General features: G+C 73.7%; 12 protein-coding genes. 6 read left to right on the top strand and 6 right to left on the bottom strand.

The window, feature by feature from the left end; all coding sequences use genetic code 11:
• Positions 1–318 precede the first annotated feature (318 nt).
• The 3 genes from ftsL to mraZ all read right to left on the bottom strand — a co-directional run bounded on the left by ftsL (position 319) and on the right by mraZ (position 2,665).
• Entirely contained in the window at positions 319–918 is a 600-nt protein-coding gene (gene ftsL / locus Q2K16_RS11200; RefSeq protein ID WP_302745207.1) for a cell division protein FtsL, read from the bottom strand.
• Entirely contained in the window at positions 915–2,024 is a 1,110-nt protein-coding gene (gene rsmH / locus Q2K16_RS11205; RefSeq protein WP_302745208.1) for a 16S rRNA (cytosine(1402)-N(4))-methyltransferase RsmH, read from the bottom strand. The genes ftsL and rsmH overlap by 4 nt, the downstream gene beginning before the upstream one ends.
• A gap of 209 nt (positions 2,025–2,233) precedes the next feature.
• Positions 2,234–2,665 (bottom strand): division/cell wall cluster transcriptional repressor MraZ, encoded by a 432-nt coding sequence (mraZ, locus tag Q2K16_RS11210; protein WP_088643033.1) that lies wholly within the window; start codon positions 2,663–2,665, stop codon positions 2,234–2,236.
• A gap of 354 nt (positions 2,666–3,019) precedes the next feature.
• Between mraZ and Q2K16_RS11215 the strand changes: the two genes are divergently transcribed.
• Genes Q2K16_RS11215 through Q2K16_RS11225 form a run of 3 tightly spaced genes read left to right on the top strand, consistent with a single transcriptional unit; the run spans position 3,020 to position 5,691 of the window.
• Entirely contained in the window at positions 3,020–4,267 is a 1,248-nt protein-coding gene (locus Q2K16_RS11215; protein WP_302746440.1) for a MurT ligase domain-containing protein, read from the top strand.
• Positions 4,257–4,979: a type 1 glutamine amidotransferase gene (locus tag Q2K16_RS11220; protein WP_145920988.1), complete on the top strand. Its 723-nt coding sequence runs from the start codon at positions 4,257–4,259 to the stop codon at positions 4,977–4,979. The genes Q2K16_RS11215 and Q2K16_RS11220 overlap by 11 nt, the downstream gene beginning before the upstream one ends.
• Before the next feature lie 16 nt (positions 4,980–4,995).
• The gene (locus Q2K16_RS11225; RefSeq protein ID WP_302745209.1) at positions 4,996–5,691 is read left to right on the top strand and encodes a TVP38/TMEM64 family protein; all 696 of its coding nucleotides are present in this window, start codon (positions 4,996–4,998) and stop codon (positions 5,689–5,691) included.
• A 253-nt stretch (positions 5,692–5,944) separates the two neighbouring features.
• Here Q2K16_RS11225 and leuS read toward each other — a convergent pair whose 3' ends face one another.
• A complete protein-coding gene (gene leuS, locus Q2K16_RS11230) occupies positions 5,945–8,809 on the bottom strand; it encodes a leucine--tRNA ligase (protein ID WP_302745210.1) in 2,865 nt (954 codons plus the stop codon).
• 498 nt (positions 8,810–9,307) lie between these two features.
• Here leuS and Q2K16_RS11235 point away from each other — a divergent pair, with 498 nt between their 5' ends.
• From Q2K16_RS11235 to Q2K16_RS11245, 3 genes are all read left to right on the top strand, one after another.
• Positions 9,308–10,366: an AAA family ATPase gene (locus Q2K16_RS11235; RefSeq protein ID WP_302745211.1), complete on the top strand. Its 1,059-nt coding sequence runs from the start codon at positions 9,308–9,310 to the stop codon at positions 10,364–10,366.
• Between the two features lies 1 nt (position 10,367).
• The gene (locus Q2K16_RS11240; protein WP_302745212.1) at positions 10,368–11,666 is read left to right on the top strand and encodes a DUF58 domain-containing protein; all 1,299 of its coding nucleotides are present in this window, start codon (positions 10,368–10,370) and stop codon (positions 11,664–11,666) included.
• Positions 11,667–11,792: 126 nt separating this feature from the next.
• The gene (locus Q2K16_RS11245) at positions 11,793–14,261 is read left to right on the top strand and encodes a transglutaminase TgpA family protein (protein WP_302745213.1); all 2,469 of its coding nucleotides are present in this window, start codon (positions 11,793–11,795) and stop codon (positions 14,259–14,261) included.
• 216 nt (positions 14,262–14,477) lie between these two features.
• On the opposite strand, the gene Q2K16_RS11250 is transcribed toward Q2K16_RS11245, so the two are convergent.
• Together Q2K16_RS11250 and Q2K16_RS11255 are read right to left on the bottom strand one after the other, a co-directional pair.
• Positions 14,478–14,873: an SCO2097 family morphological protein gene (locus Q2K16_RS11250; RefSeq protein ID WP_088643026.1), complete on the bottom strand. Its 396-nt coding sequence runs from the start codon at positions 14,871–14,873 to the stop codon at positions 14,478–14,480.
• Positions 14,874–14,988: 115 nt separating this feature from the next.
• Positions 14,989–16,248 carry a DNA polymerase IV gene (locus Q2K16_RS11255; RefSeq protein WP_302745214.1) on the bottom strand — a complete coding sequence of 420 codons (1,260 nt, stop codon included), beginning with the start codon at positions 16,246–16,248 and terminating at the stop codon, positions 14,989–14,991.
• Between the last annotated feature and the right edge of the window lie 39 nt (positions 16,249–16,287).

The following is a 16,287-nucleotide window of genomic DNA, read 5'->3' on the forward strand; positions in this document are numbered from 1 at the left end:
GGGGGGTTCGCCGCTGCCCGCCCCGGTCCTCGCTGCTCTCCCGGATGGTCCGGCCCCGGGGGGTGTACGCCCGCGCGTCGGAGATTCCCCCGACGTCCCCGGCCCGGGGCTGTCCGGTACGGGGTTCACCGGCGCGGCCCTGTCCCCGGGGCTCACCGGCGCGGGGTCCGCCGGCCGGGGGTTCCCCGCTGCGCGGCTCCGGGGTGCGTGGCTCCGGCGTCCGTGGCCCGCCGCCCCGGGCGGCCCCGCCACGAACCGATCCGCGCCGGGAGCCCGTGGGATCCCGGCGCGGATCGTCGGATCTCGGTGGCACGGGCGTTACCCCCCGTTGCCCTGCTGGCTGGTGATCGCCGGCTGCCCGTCGGCCGGCTGCGGCACGCCGATCAGCCGACCGTCCGGCAGCCGGATGTACGCCGGTTCGCCCGCCTCGACCAGGCCCAGCTTGCGGGCCTCGGCGGTCAGGTTGCCCGGCTCCTTGGCCTCCTCGATCTCCTTCTCCAGCTGCTGCTGGTCGACGTCGAGGCGGGCCTGCTGCTGCTGGAGCTGCTGGAGCTTGAACGCGTTCTCATTGATCTTGGTGTTGACCGCGAGGATGCCCAGCACCCCGCCGACCACCAGCACCACGATCAGTGCCGCGAACGGCGCCCGGGGCACCCGGACCGGCGGCGGCGGCGCCACCCGCAGCCGGGGCGCCCCGGTGGCGGTGGCGGTACGGGTGGCCGGCTGCTCCGCCGGCCGCAACGCGGCGCTGCCCTGGGTGGGGAACTCGCGCGCCCCCCGGCGCGCCTCCCCCGCTCGACCGGCGAGGTCCGCCGGCGTCGTGCCACGGGCCGTGCGCTGCGCCGTGGTCCGGCCCCCCGACCGCGGTGCGCGCTGCCCGACGACCGCGTCGCGGTCGTCACGCTTGTTGACGTTCATGTCCCCTCCCCCTGTTCGTCCGTCCTGCCGTCCTCCGGGGTCGCCTCCGGGTCCACTGTGGAACCCCGCGTCGACCCCGCGCCCGGTTGGTGCATCGCCCTGACCCGTCGGCCGGACCGTTCGCGGTCGGTCCGGCCGTGCTGCCCGGTGGCCGGGTCGAGTCGCTCCGCCGCCCGCAGCCGCACGGATGCGGCCCGCGGGTTGGCGGCGACCTCGGCCTCCCCGGCGAGTTCGGCACCCCGGCTGAGCAGCCGGAACGTCGGGCCCGACCCGGGGAGTTCCACCGGAAGGTCGACCGGGCCCTTGCTGCGGACCCGGTCGGCGAGCGCCTGCTTGGTGAGCCGGTCCTCCAGCGAGTGGTAGGACAGGACCACCAGGCGACCGCCCACGTGGAGCTTGTCGAGGGCAGCCGGCAGCGCCGTCTCCAGCACCGCCAGTTCCCTGTTTACCTCGATCCGTAAAGCCTGAAACGTTCTCTTGGCCGGGTGTCCCCCGGTTCGTCGCGCTGGTGCCGGAATGCTCTCCCTGACCAGCTCCGCCAGCCGGGCCGAGGAGGTGATCCGACCCCGCTCCCGCTCCCGCAGGATCGCCGAGGCGATCCGGCCGGCGAACTTCTCCTCGCCGTAGACCCGCAGCACCCGGGCCAGCTCCGGGTGGGAGTAGCTGTTGACCACCTCCTCGGCGGTCACCCCCCGGGTCTGGTCCATCCGCATGTCCAGCGGCGCGTCCTGGGCGTAGGCGAACCCGCGGTCGGGCGCGTCGAGTTGCAACGACGAGACGCCCAGGTCGAACAGCACCCCGTCGACGCCCGGATAGCCCAACCGGGCCACCACCTCGGGCAGCTCGTCGTAGACGGCGTGCTCCAGGTGGATCCGGTCGGCGAACCGGGCCAGCCGGACCCGGGCGTGCGCCAGGGCCTCGGTGTCCCGGTCCAGGCCGATCAGCACCGTGTGCGGATGCCGTTGCAGCACCGCCTCGGCGTGACCGGCCAACCCCAGCGTGGCATCGACGTGGACCGTCCGGCCGCCCCGGTCCAGCGCGGGGGCGAGCAGCTCGAGACACCGCTCAAGCAGCACCGGCACGTGCGTGCCGCGTAGCTCCCCCATGTCGACCCCCACTGTGGAATACGTCTCGTCGTGTCGCGTTCTGCTCGTCGGACGACGCCGTGCCGTCGTACCGCCAGATCCCCATCCGCTCCCGCCCCGGCTCCGGGCCGACGACCCGGAGTGGAGATCGTGCCCCTGGCACCGGGGAAGGGGCGCCAGGAACTCGAAAGCGGCTGGAGATCTCGCAGTACGTCGGGCGTCGCCGCGCCCTACAGACCGCCGGGCAGCACCCCCTCCTCGATGTCGGCGAAGTCGTCTTCGCTGTCGGCGAGGTAGCTCTCCCAGGCCGTCCGGTCCCAGATCTCCACCCGGGTGGACGCCCCGATCACCACCAGGTCCCGGTCGAGCGCGGCGTACGACCGCAGGTGGGACGGGATGGTGACCCGGCCCTGCTTGTCGGGGACCTCATCGTGCGCGCTGGCGAAGAAGACCCGGCTGTAGGCCCGGGCCGCCTTGTTCGTCATCGGCTGCGCGCGCAACTGGTCGGCGATCCGTTGGAACTCGGGCGTGGGGAAGACGTAGAGGCAGCGATCCTGCCCTTTGGTGATCACTACACCCCCCGCCAGCTCGTCCCGGAACTTGGCCGGAAGGATCAAACGGCCCTTTTCGTCCAGGCGCGGAGTGTGGGTGCCGAGAAACATCGGCCCAACCCCCTTGCCCTGAGCGGCGTTCGCGGCGCCGCTGACCCCCTGGGCCGGTGGGCCCTCCCGGCCTCACCATTGCGCCCCACTCTACTCCACTTCCCTCCACCTGCAACCAGAAACGCCGCCCCGGCGCGTCGCCGTCGCGGCTAAAACCGCACGTCAGAGCCGGTGGAGCGGAGTGGAGGGGCGGGCCGGGCCGCAGCCGCGTCCGCTACCCGACATAGATCGACTCCATCCGGTGGAGCGCCCGCCGCCCGGACGCCCGGCGTGCCCCGACCGAACGGTTCGCCCTCGGCGGCGATCTGGCGGGCGCGGAGGTCCGGTAACCTCGCTCGCGTGACGGACGCGAAGATGCCCCTGCGGGCGAAGGTGGCCAGCTCCGTGTCGAGGACCGCCGCGGCGCTGTCGCGCGCCGCCGGCCGGGGCGACGGCTCGGTGATCGGCGGATGGATCGGGCTGAAGATCGATCCGGACCTGCTGGCCCACCTCTCGGCCGGACGCGCCATCGCGCTGATCTCCGGCACCAACGGCAAGACCACCACCACCCGGCTCAGCGCCGCCGCCGTCGGCGTGCTCGGCCGGGTCGCGACCAACTCGTTCGGCGCCAACATGCCCACCGGGCACACCTCGGCGCTGGCCAAGGCCGGCAGCACCCCGTACGCGGTGCTGGAGGTCGACGAGCACTACCTCGCGCAGGTGCTGGAGGCCACCGAGCCGCACGTGGTGGCCCTGCTCAACCTCTCCCGCGACCAGCTCGACCGGGCCAAGGAGGTCGCCATGATGGCGCAGCTCTGGCGCGCGGCACTGGTCCGGCACACCGACGTGCGGGTGGTGGCCAACGCCGACGACCCGATGGTGGTCTGGGCGGCCACCCCGCCGGCCGACCCCGCGCAGGGCGTCCGCCCGCCGCACGTCACCTGGTTCAGCGCCGGCCAGCGCTGGCACGACGACTCCTGGGTCTGCCCGGAGTGCGGCTCCACCATCCAGCGCTCCGGCGAGCAGTGGTGGTGCACCGGCTGCCCACTGCGCCGCCCGGAGGCGCAGTGGACGGTGGAGGACGACGGCGTGCTCGACCCCACCGGGGCCTGGCACAAGGTGACCCTCCAGCTCCCCGGCAAGGTCAACCTCGGCAACGCCGCCACCGCGCTGGCCGTCGCCGCCGAGTTCGGGGTACGCCCCGTCGACGCCGTCTCCCGGCTGCACACGGTCACCTCGGTCGCCGGCCGGTACGCCCAGGTCGACCGGGACGGGCGCAACATCCGGCTGCTGCTGGCCAAGAACCCGGCCAGTTGGCTGGAGGCGTTCGACATGGCCGACGAGGCCCCCACCCTGCTCTCCATCAACGCCCGTGACCCCGACGGGCTGGACACCTCCTGGCTGTTCGACGTCGACTTCGCCCCGCTGCGCGGCCGGCAGGTGCTGATCACCGGCGACCGCGCGTACGACCTGGCGGTCCGGCTCGACGTCAACGGGGTGCCGTTCCAGCACGTCCGGGCGTTCGGCGAGGCGGTCCGGGCGGTCCCGCCGGGCCGGCTGGAGGTCATCGCGAACTACACCGCCTTCCAGGACATCCGAGCGGAGTTGGACCGTGTCAACTGAGAGCCTGCGTATCGTCTGGATCTACCCCGACCTGCTCTCCACCTACGGCGACCGGGGCAACCTGCTGATCCTGGCCCGCCGGGCGCAGCAGCGCGGGATGCCTGTCGAGGTGCTGGAGGTCCGCTCCGACCAGCGGCTGCCCGCCACCGCCGACATCTACCTGCTCGGCGGCGGAGAGGACGGCCCGCAGGCGCTCGGCGCGCAGCGGCTGCTCGCCGACGGCGGCCTGCACCGGGCGGTCGCCCAGGGCTCGGTGGTCTTCGGCGTCTGCGCCGGCTACCAGCTGCTCGGCACCTCCTTCTTCGCCAAGGGCACCCGGTGCGCCGGGCTGGAGCTGCTCGACCTGTCCTCCGACCGGGGTCCCACCCGGGCGGTCGGCGAGCTGGCCGGCGAGATCGACCCCCGGCTGGGCGTGCCGCCGCTGTCCGGGTTCGAGAACCACGGGGGTCGCACCCACCTCGGCCCCGGCGTGTCGCCGCTGGCCCGGGTCAGTGCCGGGGTCGGCAACGACGGCGTCACCGAGGGCGCGTGGCGGGGCAAGCTGCTGGGCACCTATTCGCACGGGCCGGCGCTGGCCCGCAACCCCGCCCTGGCCGACCTGCTGCTGCGCTGGGCCACCGGCGCGCACCAGCTCCCGCCGCTCGACGACACCTGGGCCGAGCGGCTGCGCACCGAACGCCGTGCCGCCGTGGCCGCCGCCGCCCGCCCGTGATGTCCGCCGCCCGCCCGTGACCCCCGCCGTCCGGCGGCTGCTGCGCCAGCCGTCGGCACGTCGGTTCGCCCTGCTGGTGGTCATGCTGGCCGGGTTCGTGACGCTGCTGCTGGTGACGCCCCGCCCGGACGTCGGCGAGCTGCCCCGGCTGGCCGACCCGCTCGGCGGGTACGCCCCGGTCGTGGGCGTGGTGGTCGGGGCGCTGCTGCTGGTGGCGCTGGTCCCCCGGACCTTCGTCACGCTGGCGGCGGGGGCGGTGTTCGGCCCGCTGGAGGGTGCGGCGTACGCGCTCGGCGCGGCGCTGCTGGCCGCCGCGCTCGGCTTCGCCGTCGGGCGGGTGCTGGGGCGGGAGTTCGTCGCCGAGCGGGTACGCGGCAGGCTGGCCCGGCTCGACGGCTGGTTCGCCCGGCAGAGCGTGTTCGGCGTGATCACCGTGCGGATGCTGCCGATCGCCGGGTTCGGCCTGGTCAGCTACGGCTACGGCACCACCGGGGCGCGGGTGCTGCCGTTCCTGGTCGGCAGCGTGCTGGCCTCCGCCCCGACCGCCTTCGGCTACGCCGCGATCGGCGCGGCGGCCAGCTCCCCCGGCAGCATCAACTGGTACGCCGCCGCCCCGGCGGGACTGGGGCTGATCGCCAGCGGGGTGCTGGCGTGCCAGTGGTGGCGGGCCGAACGCGCCCGCCGGGCCGTGGTCGCCGATCCGCGTCCCTGACCGGGCGGAACCGGCCCGAAGGTGGGCGGCGCCCCGGGCGACAGCCAGGTGGCCGGCGGCAGCCCGGGACGGTCCCGTCGGAATGGTCGGGTCGGGTGAGCGGTATGCCTGAGAGTCATATTTATGACTCTCAGGCATACCGCTCCACGTCGACAGTTTGTCCCGGCCCGCCGTCACCGCACATTACCGCGGCCCCACAAGCCGACCGGCCGGGCCGGCCACGCGAGCCGCCCGCCACGGGCGGACGGCAGCGTCAGACGACCACCGAGACCAACCGGCCCGGCACCACGATGACCTTGCGCGGCTCCCTGCCGGCCAGCGCGGATGCGACCGCCTCCAGGGCCGCCGCCCGGACGGACACCTGCGCGGCGTCGGCTGGCACCTCGATCCGGCCCCGGACCTTGCCGTTGACCTGCACCGGGTAGGTGACGGTGTCGGCGACCAGCAGGGCCGGGTCGGCGGCCGGGAAGTCGGCGTACGCCAGCGAGGTGTCGTGGCCCAGCATCCGCCACAGCTCCTCGGCCACGTGCGGGGCGAACGGGGCCAGCATCAGCACCAGCGGCTCGGCCACCTCGCGCGGGGTCTGCTCCAGCCGGGTCACCGCGTTGGTCAGCTCGATCAGCTTGGCGATCGCGGTGTTGAACCGGATGCCCTCCATGTCGCCACGGACCCCGTCGATCACCTTGTGCAGCAGCCGTCGGGTGGCCTCGTCGGCCGGCGCGTCGGTGACCCGGGGCGCTCCGGTCTGCTCGTCGACCACGGCCCGCCACACCCGTTGCAGGAACCGGTACGACCCGACCACGGCCCGGGTCTCCCAGGGGCGGGACACCTCCAGCGGGCCCATCGACATCTCGTACACCCGGAAGGTGTCCGCGCCGTAGGCCGCGCACATGTCGTCGGGGGTGACCACGTTGCGCAGCGACTTGCCCATCTTGCCGTACTCGCGGGTCACCTCGTGCTCGCCGTGGAACCAGCGGCCGTCGACCTCGACGACCTCCTCGGCCGGCACCGGCGTGCCCCGGGAGTCGCGGAACGCGTACGCCTGGATCATGCCCTGGTTGAACAGCTTGCGGAACGGCTCGAACGACGACACGTGCCCCAGGTCGTACAGCACCTTGTGCCAGAAGCGGGCGTACAGCAGGTGCAGCACGGCGTGCTCGGCGCCGCCGACGTACAGGTCGGTTCCCCCGCAGTCGCCCTCGGCGCGCGGGCCCATCCAGTACGCCTCGTTCTCCGGGTCGACGAACCGCTCGGAGTTGGTCGGGTCCAGGTAGCGCAGCTCGTACCAGCAGGAGCCGGCCCACTGCGGCATCACGTTGGTCTCCCGGGTGTACCGCTGCGGCCCGTCGCCCAGGTCCAGCTCCACCTCGACCCAGTCGCGCCGCCGCGACAGCGGGGTCTCCGGGTTGCTCGCGGCGTCGTCCGGGTCGAACGTCTTCGGGGAGAAGTCGTCCACCTCGGGCAGTTCGACAGGCAGCATCTCCTCGGGCAGCGCGATCGCCGCGCCGGTGGCGTCGTAGACGATCGGGAACGGCTCGCCCCAGTAGCGCTGCCTGGAGAACAGCCAGTCCCGCAGCCGCCAGGTGACCGCGCCGACGCCGTGGCCGTTGGCCTCCAGCCACGCGATGATCGCCGCCTTGGCGTCGGCCACCCCCAGCCCGTTCAGGTCCAGGCCGCGCTCGGGCGCGGCGCTGTTGATCGCCGGCCCGTCCCCGGTGTACGCCTTCCCGTCGAACCCGTCGGCCGGCTGCACGGTCCGCACGATCGGCAGGTCGAACACCTCGGCGAAGGCCCAGTCCCGCTCGTCCTGGGCGGGCACCGCCATGATCGCGCCGGTGCCGTACCCGGCCAGCACGTAGTCGGCGATGAAGATCGGGATCTGCCCGCCGGTGACCGGGTGGGTGGCGTACGCGCCGACGAAGACGCCGGTCTTCTCCTTCGTGTCGGCCTGCCGCTCCACGTCGGTCTTGGCCGCCGCCGCCTTCCGGTACGCCTCGACGGCCTCCCGGGGGCCGGCGTGCCCACCGGTCCAGGCATCCCGCGTCCCGGCCGGCCAGGTGGTTGGCGTCAGCGCGTCGACCAGCTCGTGCTCGGGCGCCAGCACCAGGTAGGTGGCGCCGAAGATGGTGTCCGGCCGGGTGGTGAACACCCTGATGCGGGCCTCGCCCGCGACACCGGAGTCAGCGGTCCCGGCCGGGAAGTCGATGTGCGCACCCGTCGATCGGCCGATCCAGTTGCGCTGTTGCAGCTTGATCGACTCGGGCCAGTCCAGCGTGTCCAGATCGTCCAGCAGCCGGTCACCGTAAGCGGTGATCCGCATCATCCACTGCTTCAGGTTGCGCTTGAACACCGGGAAGTTGCCCCGGTCGGAGCGACCGTCCGGGGTGACCTCCTCGTTGGCCAGCACGGTGCCCAGCCCCGGGCACCAGTTCACCGGTGCCTCCGAGACGTACGCCAGCCGGTGGTCGTCGACGATCCGCCGCTGCTCGGCCGGGCTCAGCTCGGCCCAGGCCCGGCCGTCGGGGGTGGGCCGGTCGCCCGCGGCGAACTCGGCGGTCAGCTCGGCGACCGGGCGGGCGCGCCGCGCCTGCGGGTCGTACCAGGAGTTGTAGACCTGCAGGAAGATCCACTGGGTCCACCTGTAGAAGTCGGTGTCGATGGTGGCCACCGAACGCCGCTCGTCGTGGGCCAGCCCCAGCCGGCGCAGCTGCGCCCTGTACCGCTCGATGTTGGCCACCGTCGTCGTCCGGGGGTGGGTGCCGGTCTGCACCGCGTACTGCTCGGCGGGCAGGCCGAACGCGTCGAAGCCCATCGCGTGCAGCACGTTGCGCCCGGCCATCCGCTGGTAGCGGGCGAAGCAGTCGGTGCCGATATAGCCCAGCGGGTGCCCGACGTGCAGCCCCGCACCGGACGGGTACGGGAACATGTCCAACACGTACAGCTTCTCCGCGCCCGCCCGGGGGTGGCCCGGGTCGGCCAGCGGACCTGTCGGGTTCGGCGCGTGGAAGGTGCCCTCCCGCTCCCAGGTGTCCTGCCACCGACGCTCGATCTCGTCGGCCATGGCCGCGGTGTACCGGTACGGGGGGATGTCGCCCGCCGGTGCGGCTGCCTCACTCATGCCTTCTCCTTGGCGGTCGTCGCGGTCGTGTCGCACTGACGCGGTCGTCGGGGACCGGTGCCCTCGGGCGGGACCGGCGCGGTCGGGGCGGGTCGGGGAAGCATCGGGCCCGGGGAGACCCTGCCGCAGGCACGAAAAAGCCCCTCGCGCAGGAGGGGCCGCCGTGCTGTCGCGCGTCAGCGCATCAGCACGGCCCGGTAAGAAGCAGGAAGACTCCGGCCATGTTCCGCAGTGTACCCCGTGGCGTCTGTCGACCGCCCGGCACATCCACCGCACCACGGTCACCTTCCGTGGCCACCCGGCCGCGTCCGGTCCCCCGACCTGACGAATATCCGCTGCGTGACCGGCCGACTTCCGGCAGGGTTCGGCGTTCACCGTAAACATGGTTAGCCTGAGAGACCAGTGCGATTCCTGCGGCAGACGAGGCTTCCCGTTGCGAACCGAACGACGGGTCCAGGTGCTCTTTACCGAGCTGCCGTCGCGACGAGGAGAAGGCCCGTGACACAACAGACCTGGGACGAGGTGGGCGGCGTGCTGCCGCACGACGAGTTCCGCGCCGCCAGCGAGGCCATCGTGGCCAACATCGAGCAGGTCATCGAGGGCAAGACAGCGACCGTCCGGCTCGCCCTGGCCGTCCTGCTGGCCGAGGGGCACCTGCTGATCGAGGACGTCCCGGGCGTCGGCAAGACCAAGCTGGCCAAGGCCCTCGCCCGGTCCATCGACTGTTCGGTGCGGCGCATCCAGTTCACCCCCGACCTGCTGCCCAGCGACGTCACCGGGGTCAGCGTCTACAACCAGGAGACGCACGACTTCGAGTTCCGCCCCGGTGCGGTCTTCGCCAACCTGGTGGTCGGCGACGAGATCAACCGGGCCTCGCCGAAGACCCAGTCCGCGCTGCTGGAGTGCATGGAGGAACGCCAGGTCACCGTCGACGGCGTCACCTACCAGCTGCAGACCCCGTTCATGGTGATCGCCACCCAGAACCCGATCGAGATGGAGGGGACGTACCCCCTGCCGGAGGCGCAGCGCGACCGGTTCACCGCCCGGATCGCGATGGGCTACCCCGGCCCGGACGCCGAGCTGGCCATGCTGGACGGGCACGGCGCCGCCGACCCGCTCCAGGAGCTGCGCCCGGTCTCCGACGCCGACACGGTACGCCGCCTGATCGCCACCGTGCGCAACGTGCACGTCGCCGACGCCGTCAAGCAGTACGCCGTCGACCTGGTCACCGCCACCCGGGAGGCCCCCGACCTGCGGTTGGGCGCGTCCCCCCGGGCCACCCTCCAACTGCTGCGCACCGCCCGCGCGGTGGCCGCCCTGGAGGGCCGCGACTACGTGCTCCCCGACGATCTCCAGGCGCTCGCGGTGCCGGTGCTGGCCCACCGGATCATCCCCACGGCCGACGCCCAGTTGGCCCGCCGCACCACCGACGCGATCGTCGCCGAGCTGGTGCACCGGCTGGCCCTGCCGCCTGACCGCAAGTGCCCCACCGGCTACGACTCGCCCCGTCCCGCCGCCGGCAACGGCCGCCCGCCGTTCGAGCCGCGGAGGCCGTGACGTGCGGGACGGGCTGCGTGGCCTGACCACCCGGGGCCGTTCGTTCCTGGCTGCGGCCATCGCCGCCGCGATCTCGGCCGGCATCCTCGGCGAACGGGACCTGCTCCGGGTGGCGGTGCTGCTCGCCGTCCTGCCGCTGCTCGCCGCGCTCTACGTCGGCCGGACCCGGTACAAGCTGGCCTGCAACCGCTCGCTGGACCCGCACCGGGTGCCCGTCGGGGCCAGCTCCCGGGTGGTGCTGCGGTTGCAGAACATGTCCCGGCTGCCCACCGGCACCCTGCTGCTGGAGGACCGGCTGCCGTACGCGCTGGGCAGCCGGCCCCGGGTGGTGCTGGAACGGCTCGGCGCGCACCAGGCCAGCTCGGTGGCGTACACGGTGCGCGCCGACGTGCGCGGCCGGTACGAGGTGGGCCCGCTGGTGATCCGGATGACCGACCCGTTCGGGTTGTGCGAGCTGAGCCGGGCGTTCCCCAGCACCGAACAGCTCACCGTGATCCCGCAGGTCACCCCGCTGCCCTCGGTGCGGCTGCCGGGTGAGTACGCCGGCAGCGGCGACAGCCGGGCCCGGTCGGTGGCGGTGCACGGCGAGGACGACGCCGCCACCCGGGAGTACCGCAGGGGCGACGACCTGCGCCGGGTGCACTGGAAGTCGACCGCCCGCACCGGTGAGCTGATGGTGCGCCGCGAGGAGCAGCCGTGGGAGAGCCGGGCCACGGTGGTGCTGGACACCCGGGCGCACGGGCACCGGGGCGACGGCCCGACGGCCAGTTTCGAGTGGGCGGTCTCCGCCGCCGCCAGCATCGCCGTGCACCTGCGCCAGGCCGGGTACAGGCTGCGCCTGGTCACCGGGGACGGGGTCGACGTCGACGCCACCGAGGCCACCGGGGACGGCCTGCTCCTCGACCACCTCGCCGACGTCCGGCTCGACCAGCGTGGCGACGTGGCGACGCTGGTGCAGCGGGTCCGCCAGCGCGCCGACGGGGGCCTGATCATCGCGCTGTTCGGGTCGCTGACCACCAGCGAGGCGGAACTACTCGGCGGGCTGCGTGGCAACGGGGCGACCTGCGTCGGTTTCGTGCTGCACAGCTCCACCTGGCTCAGCCTGCCCGAGCGGGCCCGGTTCGAGTCCGAACAGGCCCACGCCGCCGCCGCGCTGTCCCTGTTGCAGGGCGGCTGGCGGGTCATCGGGGTCGACCACGACGGCCAACTGCCGGCGCTCTGGCCACAGGCCGGGCGCGGTTCACAGGGATTCGCGCTGCGTGCGGCGCTCGCCGAGACGGTCGCCGGGGCCGTCCGGTGAGCCGTCGGCCGGCCCCGCACCGGCACCACCGGCCGGTCCGCCGCGTCGCCGACGGGCGTACCGCCGTCGCCGGCCGCCGTGCGGTCGGCCCCGCCACCGACGCCCGACGACAGAGAGGGTGACGTCGTGATCGCGTCCCGGAACATCGGCTTCGTGGCCGCCGCGGCGACCCTGCTCGCCGCGGCCCCGCTGTCGTCGATCTTCCAACAGTGGACCTGGCTGATCCAGTCGGCCATCGCGGTCGCCGTGGTGGCCGGCGCGGCGGCGCTCACCCGGCTGGTCCGGGCCCCGCTGTGGGGTCAGGTGCTGGGCATGCTCGCCGGTCTGCTGCTCGCCCTGACCTGGCTCTTCCCCGGCGGTGGCGAACTGGTCGCCTTCCTGCCCACCCCGGCGACGCTTGCCCACTTCGGTGAGCTGGCGCAGAGTTCGTTGCAGGACATGCGCTCCTACGGGGTGAAGGTGCCGGACACCACCCCGCTGCTGTTCATCAGCGTGCTCGGGGTGGGTTCGGTGGCGATCGTGGTCGACGTGCTCGCCGTCGGGCTGCGCCGTCCGGCCCTGGCCGGGCTGCCCATGCTGGCCATCTACTCGGTGCCGGTGGCGGTCTACGTCGACAGCGTCCCCGCGCTGCCGTTCGTGGTCGGCGCCGCCGGCTACCTCTGGTTGCTGGTGACCGACAACGTCGACCGGGTCCGCCGGTTCGGTCGCCGGTTCACCGGCGAGGGCCGGGACGTGGACGTCTGGGAGTCGTCCCCGCTGGCCGCCGCCGGTCGCCGGCTGGCGGTGGTCGGGGTGGTGCTGGCCGTGGTGCTGCCGCTGGCCGTGCCGGGGATGTCCGGCGGGCTGCTGGACCAGTTCAACACCGCCGGCAACGGCACCGGCAACGGACGCCTCGGGCAGGGCGGCGGCCCCGGCCGGATCGACCTCTTCGCAGCGCTCAGCGGGCAGCTCAACCAGTCCGAGGTGGCCGACATGGTCACCGTCACCACCACCGAGCGGAACCCGTTCTACCTGCGCTTCGGCGTCGCCGACGAGCTGCGTCCGGACGGCTTCCGGGTGCGCCCGCCCAACGGCCGGCCGGTGAACCGGGACCTGCCCGACCCGGCCGACCGGGCCCAGGCGGGGGTGGAGCAGCAGACCTACCGGGCGACCGTCGAGGTGAACCGGTCGCTGAACATGCCCTTCGTGCCGGTCTACGCCGACCCGGTCAGCTTCGACGGGCTCAACGGCAACTGGTCGTACGACCAGAACCTCGGGGTGGTCTTCTCCAACCGGGACAACTCCCGGGGCAAGCGCTACTCCTTCGAGTACGTGCGCTCGACGTACACCCCGGCGGCGCTGCGCCGGGCCCGCCCGCTGCCGGCCGAGCACCCGATCCGGCTGCAACAGACCCGCACCCCCGAGGTACGCGAGGTCAGCCTGCTGGTCAACAGGCTGGTGGAGGGAAAGTCCACCGACTACGACCGGGTCCGGGCGCTCTACGACTACTTCTCCCGGGAGAACGGCTTCAGCTACTCGCTGAGCACCAAGGGCGGCACCAGCGGCCAGGAGATCGTCGACTTCCTCACCAACAAGGTCGGCTACTGCCAGCAGTACGCGGCGGCGCTGGCCTGGCTGGTGCGGGAGGCGGGCATCCCGGCCCGGGTGGCGTTCGGCTTCACCAACGGCAGCAGCGTCGACGGGGACACCGCCGTCCTGACCAACCGCAACCTGCACGCCTGGACGGAGGTCTACTTCGACCGGTTCGGCTGGGTGCCGTTCGACGCCACCCCGGCGTACGGCGTCCAGGGGTCGACCCGGTCGGCGTGGGCACCGGACTCCGACGCCCCGGACCCGGAGCCGTCGGACACGGCCGCGCCCGCCGCACCGGAGGACCCGGGCGCCACGACCGGACCGCAGCGCGACGAGGCCGCCGACAAGGACACCGACGCCGGGTTCGACCCGACCACCGGCGGCCCCGTCGAGCGGGCCCCGACCTGGCCCTGGTGGACGGTGGGCGCGCTGCTCGCGTTGGCGGTGCTGCTGGCCCTGCCGGCGCTGCGGCGGCGCGCGCTGCGCCGGCAGCGCCACCGTCGGGGAGTTCCGGTGGCGGCCGGCGTGGCCCCCGACGACGGGGCGGGCGCGAGCATCCCGATGACGGTGCTGGGCGCGGACGCCGAACGGGCCCGCGCGGACGCCCACGCCGCCTGGGACGAGCTGCTGGACACCCTGGTCGACTACCGGGTCCGGATCGACCGGACGGAGACCCCCCGGGCGACCGCCGAACGCCTGGCCCGGGAGGCGGTCGGCGAGGACGCCGGCTCCGCCACGGCGGTACGGCTGCTCGGCCGGGCCGAGGAACGCGCCAGGTACGCCCGGGACCCGCTCACCGGCGAGCCCCTGCACCCGGCGCTGCGGACGGTACGCGACGCCCTCGCCGCACGGGCCGACAGGCGTACCCGGCTGGTCGCCGCCGTGCTGCCACCGTCGGTGCTGCTCCGCTGGCGTACCTCGCTCGGCGACAGCTCGGCGCGGCTGGTGACGGCCTCCGGGCGGCTGCGCCGAATGCTGCTGCGCTGGAACCCCCGCCGCCTGCTGGCCACCCGCCGCGTCTGACCCGCGCCCCCGGCCGGGTTGGGACGGTGAGGACGGGTGGGTCGGGTCGCTCGTGGGGCGAGGTAGCGGTATCAACTGCTGTGGATGCCGCTACCTCGCCCCACAGGAGTGGATAAGGGGTGGGGTGCGGACATGGTGATGTGACGGAGGTGGCCGGACCACGTCCGGCACCTACCGTCGTCGGTGTCGCCCGCCCACCTCAGGGATGGACGGGGTTCAACGATGTCCCTCCGGGCGCTGCCGCCACCGGTCCTCCATGCGGTCCAGCAACGACGGCCGTCGGCCGCCGCGGCCACGCGGGCGACGACGACTCGTCGTGCCGCCCACCACGTGCAGGTCCGGTGACTGCCCACGGCGGTGCGACTGCACCGCATAGCCCAGCGCGGCCAGCATGACGACGAACCCCGCCACTGCCAGTGGCGGCGTCTTGATCACCGCGCCGTAGACCAACAGGGCCAGGCCGACGACCACCACGCCGGCAGCGACGAGCAGGCGACGCCGCGTGTGGAAACGCGGGTCGCTGGCGCGCACGGCCGAGGCGAATTTGGGGTCCTCGGCAAGCGACCGCTCGATCTGCTCGAACAGCCGCTGCTCGTGCTCCGAGAGCGGCACGGCACTCCTCCCCGGTCACGTTGGTCGGCCCGGTCGGGCCGACAGACCGTGGCAGCCAACCGGCTGCTTGCCGCCAAGTCTACGAGGGGGGTCGCGCGTCGGAAAGCGGGACGACCTATGGCCGACTGCTATTTTCGCCGGAGCGGGGATCACGTTTGCCGAGCAGACTGGCCGGACCTATGACGGACCGCCCGAAACGGGCAGCCGCAGCGTCGGCGGCGGTTTCCGCCTCCCGCCATCCCCGCTCGGGTGCGCCGAGGGCAAGCTGTCGTGGCGTGTCGACCGCGCCGGCCAGACCCTCCACCCGCACACCCACCAGCCGGACCGGCTCACCCGGTTCGAGAGCCGTCCAGAGGCCCCAGGACGTGTCGAAGATCTCCCGGGCCACGTCGGTGGCCACGCCGAGCGTCCGGGACCGGTTGACGGTGCGGAAATCCGACAGCCGCACCTTGAGCGAGACCGTCCGGCCCACCTGACCGGCCCCACGCAGCCGGCTGCCCACCTTCTCGCTGAGGGCCAGCAACGACCGTCGGATCTGCTGCGGGTCGACGACGTCGACGTCGAAGGTCACCTCGGCCCCGATCGACTTCTCCACGTGCTCCGGGCTGACCGGGCGCGGGTCCCGCCCCCAGGCCAACTCGTGCAGGTGGGTCGCGGACGCCGCGCCGAGCGCCTTGCGCAGCATCCCGGCAGGTGCCTCGGCCAGATCGCCGATGGTCCGCAGGCCGAGCCGGCGCAGCGTCTCGGCGGACCGCTCCCCCACCCCCCACAACGCGTCGACGGGCAACGGGTGGAGGAACTCCAGCACCCGGCCGGCCGGCACCACGAGCAGGCCGTCCGGCTTGGCCCGGGTCGAGCCGAGCTTGGCCACGAACTTGCTCGGGCCCACCCCGACCGAACAGGTCAGCCCCTGCTCGGCCGTCACCCGGGCCCGGATCCGCCGGGCGATGGCGGCGGGCGGGCCGAACAGCCTGCGGGCACCCGCCACGTCGAGGAACGCCTCGTCGAGGGAGAGCGGCTCGACCAGCGGGGTGACGTCCCGGAAGATCCGCATCACCGCGTCGGAGGCCGCCCGGTAGCGGGCGAAGTCGGGGGGCAGGTAGACCGCGCCGGGGCAGAGCGCGCGGGCCCGCGCGGTGGGCATGGCGCTGCGCACGCCGTAGCGGCGGGCCTCGTAGCTGGCGGAGCTGACCACGCCGCGCGGCCCGACCCCGCCGACCACCACCGGCCGGCCGCGCAGTTCGGGCCGGTGGCGCACCTCGACCGAGGCGAAGAAGGCGTCCATGTCGACGTGCAGGATCGGGCTGGCCGAGTCGTCGGCGTCGGGCCCGAAGCGCGGGTCACCACCGCGCGGCAACGACTGGCTCCGACCCATTCCGGCAGGCTAACCGCCCGGTACGACAGTCCGCCCGCC

Source organism: Micromonospora cynarisoli (genome assembly GCF_030518815.1).
Lineage (GTDB): Bacteria > Actinomycetota > Actinomycetes > Mycobacteriales > Micromonosporaceae > Micromonospora > Micromonospora wenchangensis.

Excerpts from the sequence above, each read along its gene's own strand:
- ftsL (WP_302745207.1), bottom strand. The coding sequence starts at position 918 with ATGAACGTCAACAAGCGTGACGACCGCGACGCGGTCGTCGGGCAGCGC.
- rsmH (WP_302745208.1), bottom strand. The coding sequence starts at position 2,024 with ATGGGGGAGCTACGCGGCACGCACGTGCCGGTGCTGCTTGAGCGGTGT.
- mraZ (WP_088643033.1), bottom strand. The coding sequence starts at position 2,665 with ATGTTTCTCGGCACCCACACTCCGCGCCTGGACGAAAAGGGCCGTTTG.
- Q2K16_RS11215 (WP_302746440.1), top strand. The coding sequence starts at position 3,020 with ATGCCCCTGCGGGCGAAGGTGGCCAGCTCCGTGTCGAGGACCGCCGCG.
- leuS (WP_302745210.1), bottom strand. The coding sequence starts at position 8,809 with ATGAGTGAGGCAGCCGCACCGGCGGGCGACATCCCCCCGTACCGGTAC.
- Q2K16_RS11255 (WP_302745214.1), bottom strand. The coding sequence starts at position 16,248 with ATGGGTCGGAGCCAGTCGTTGCCGCGCGGTGGTGACCCGCGCTTCGGG.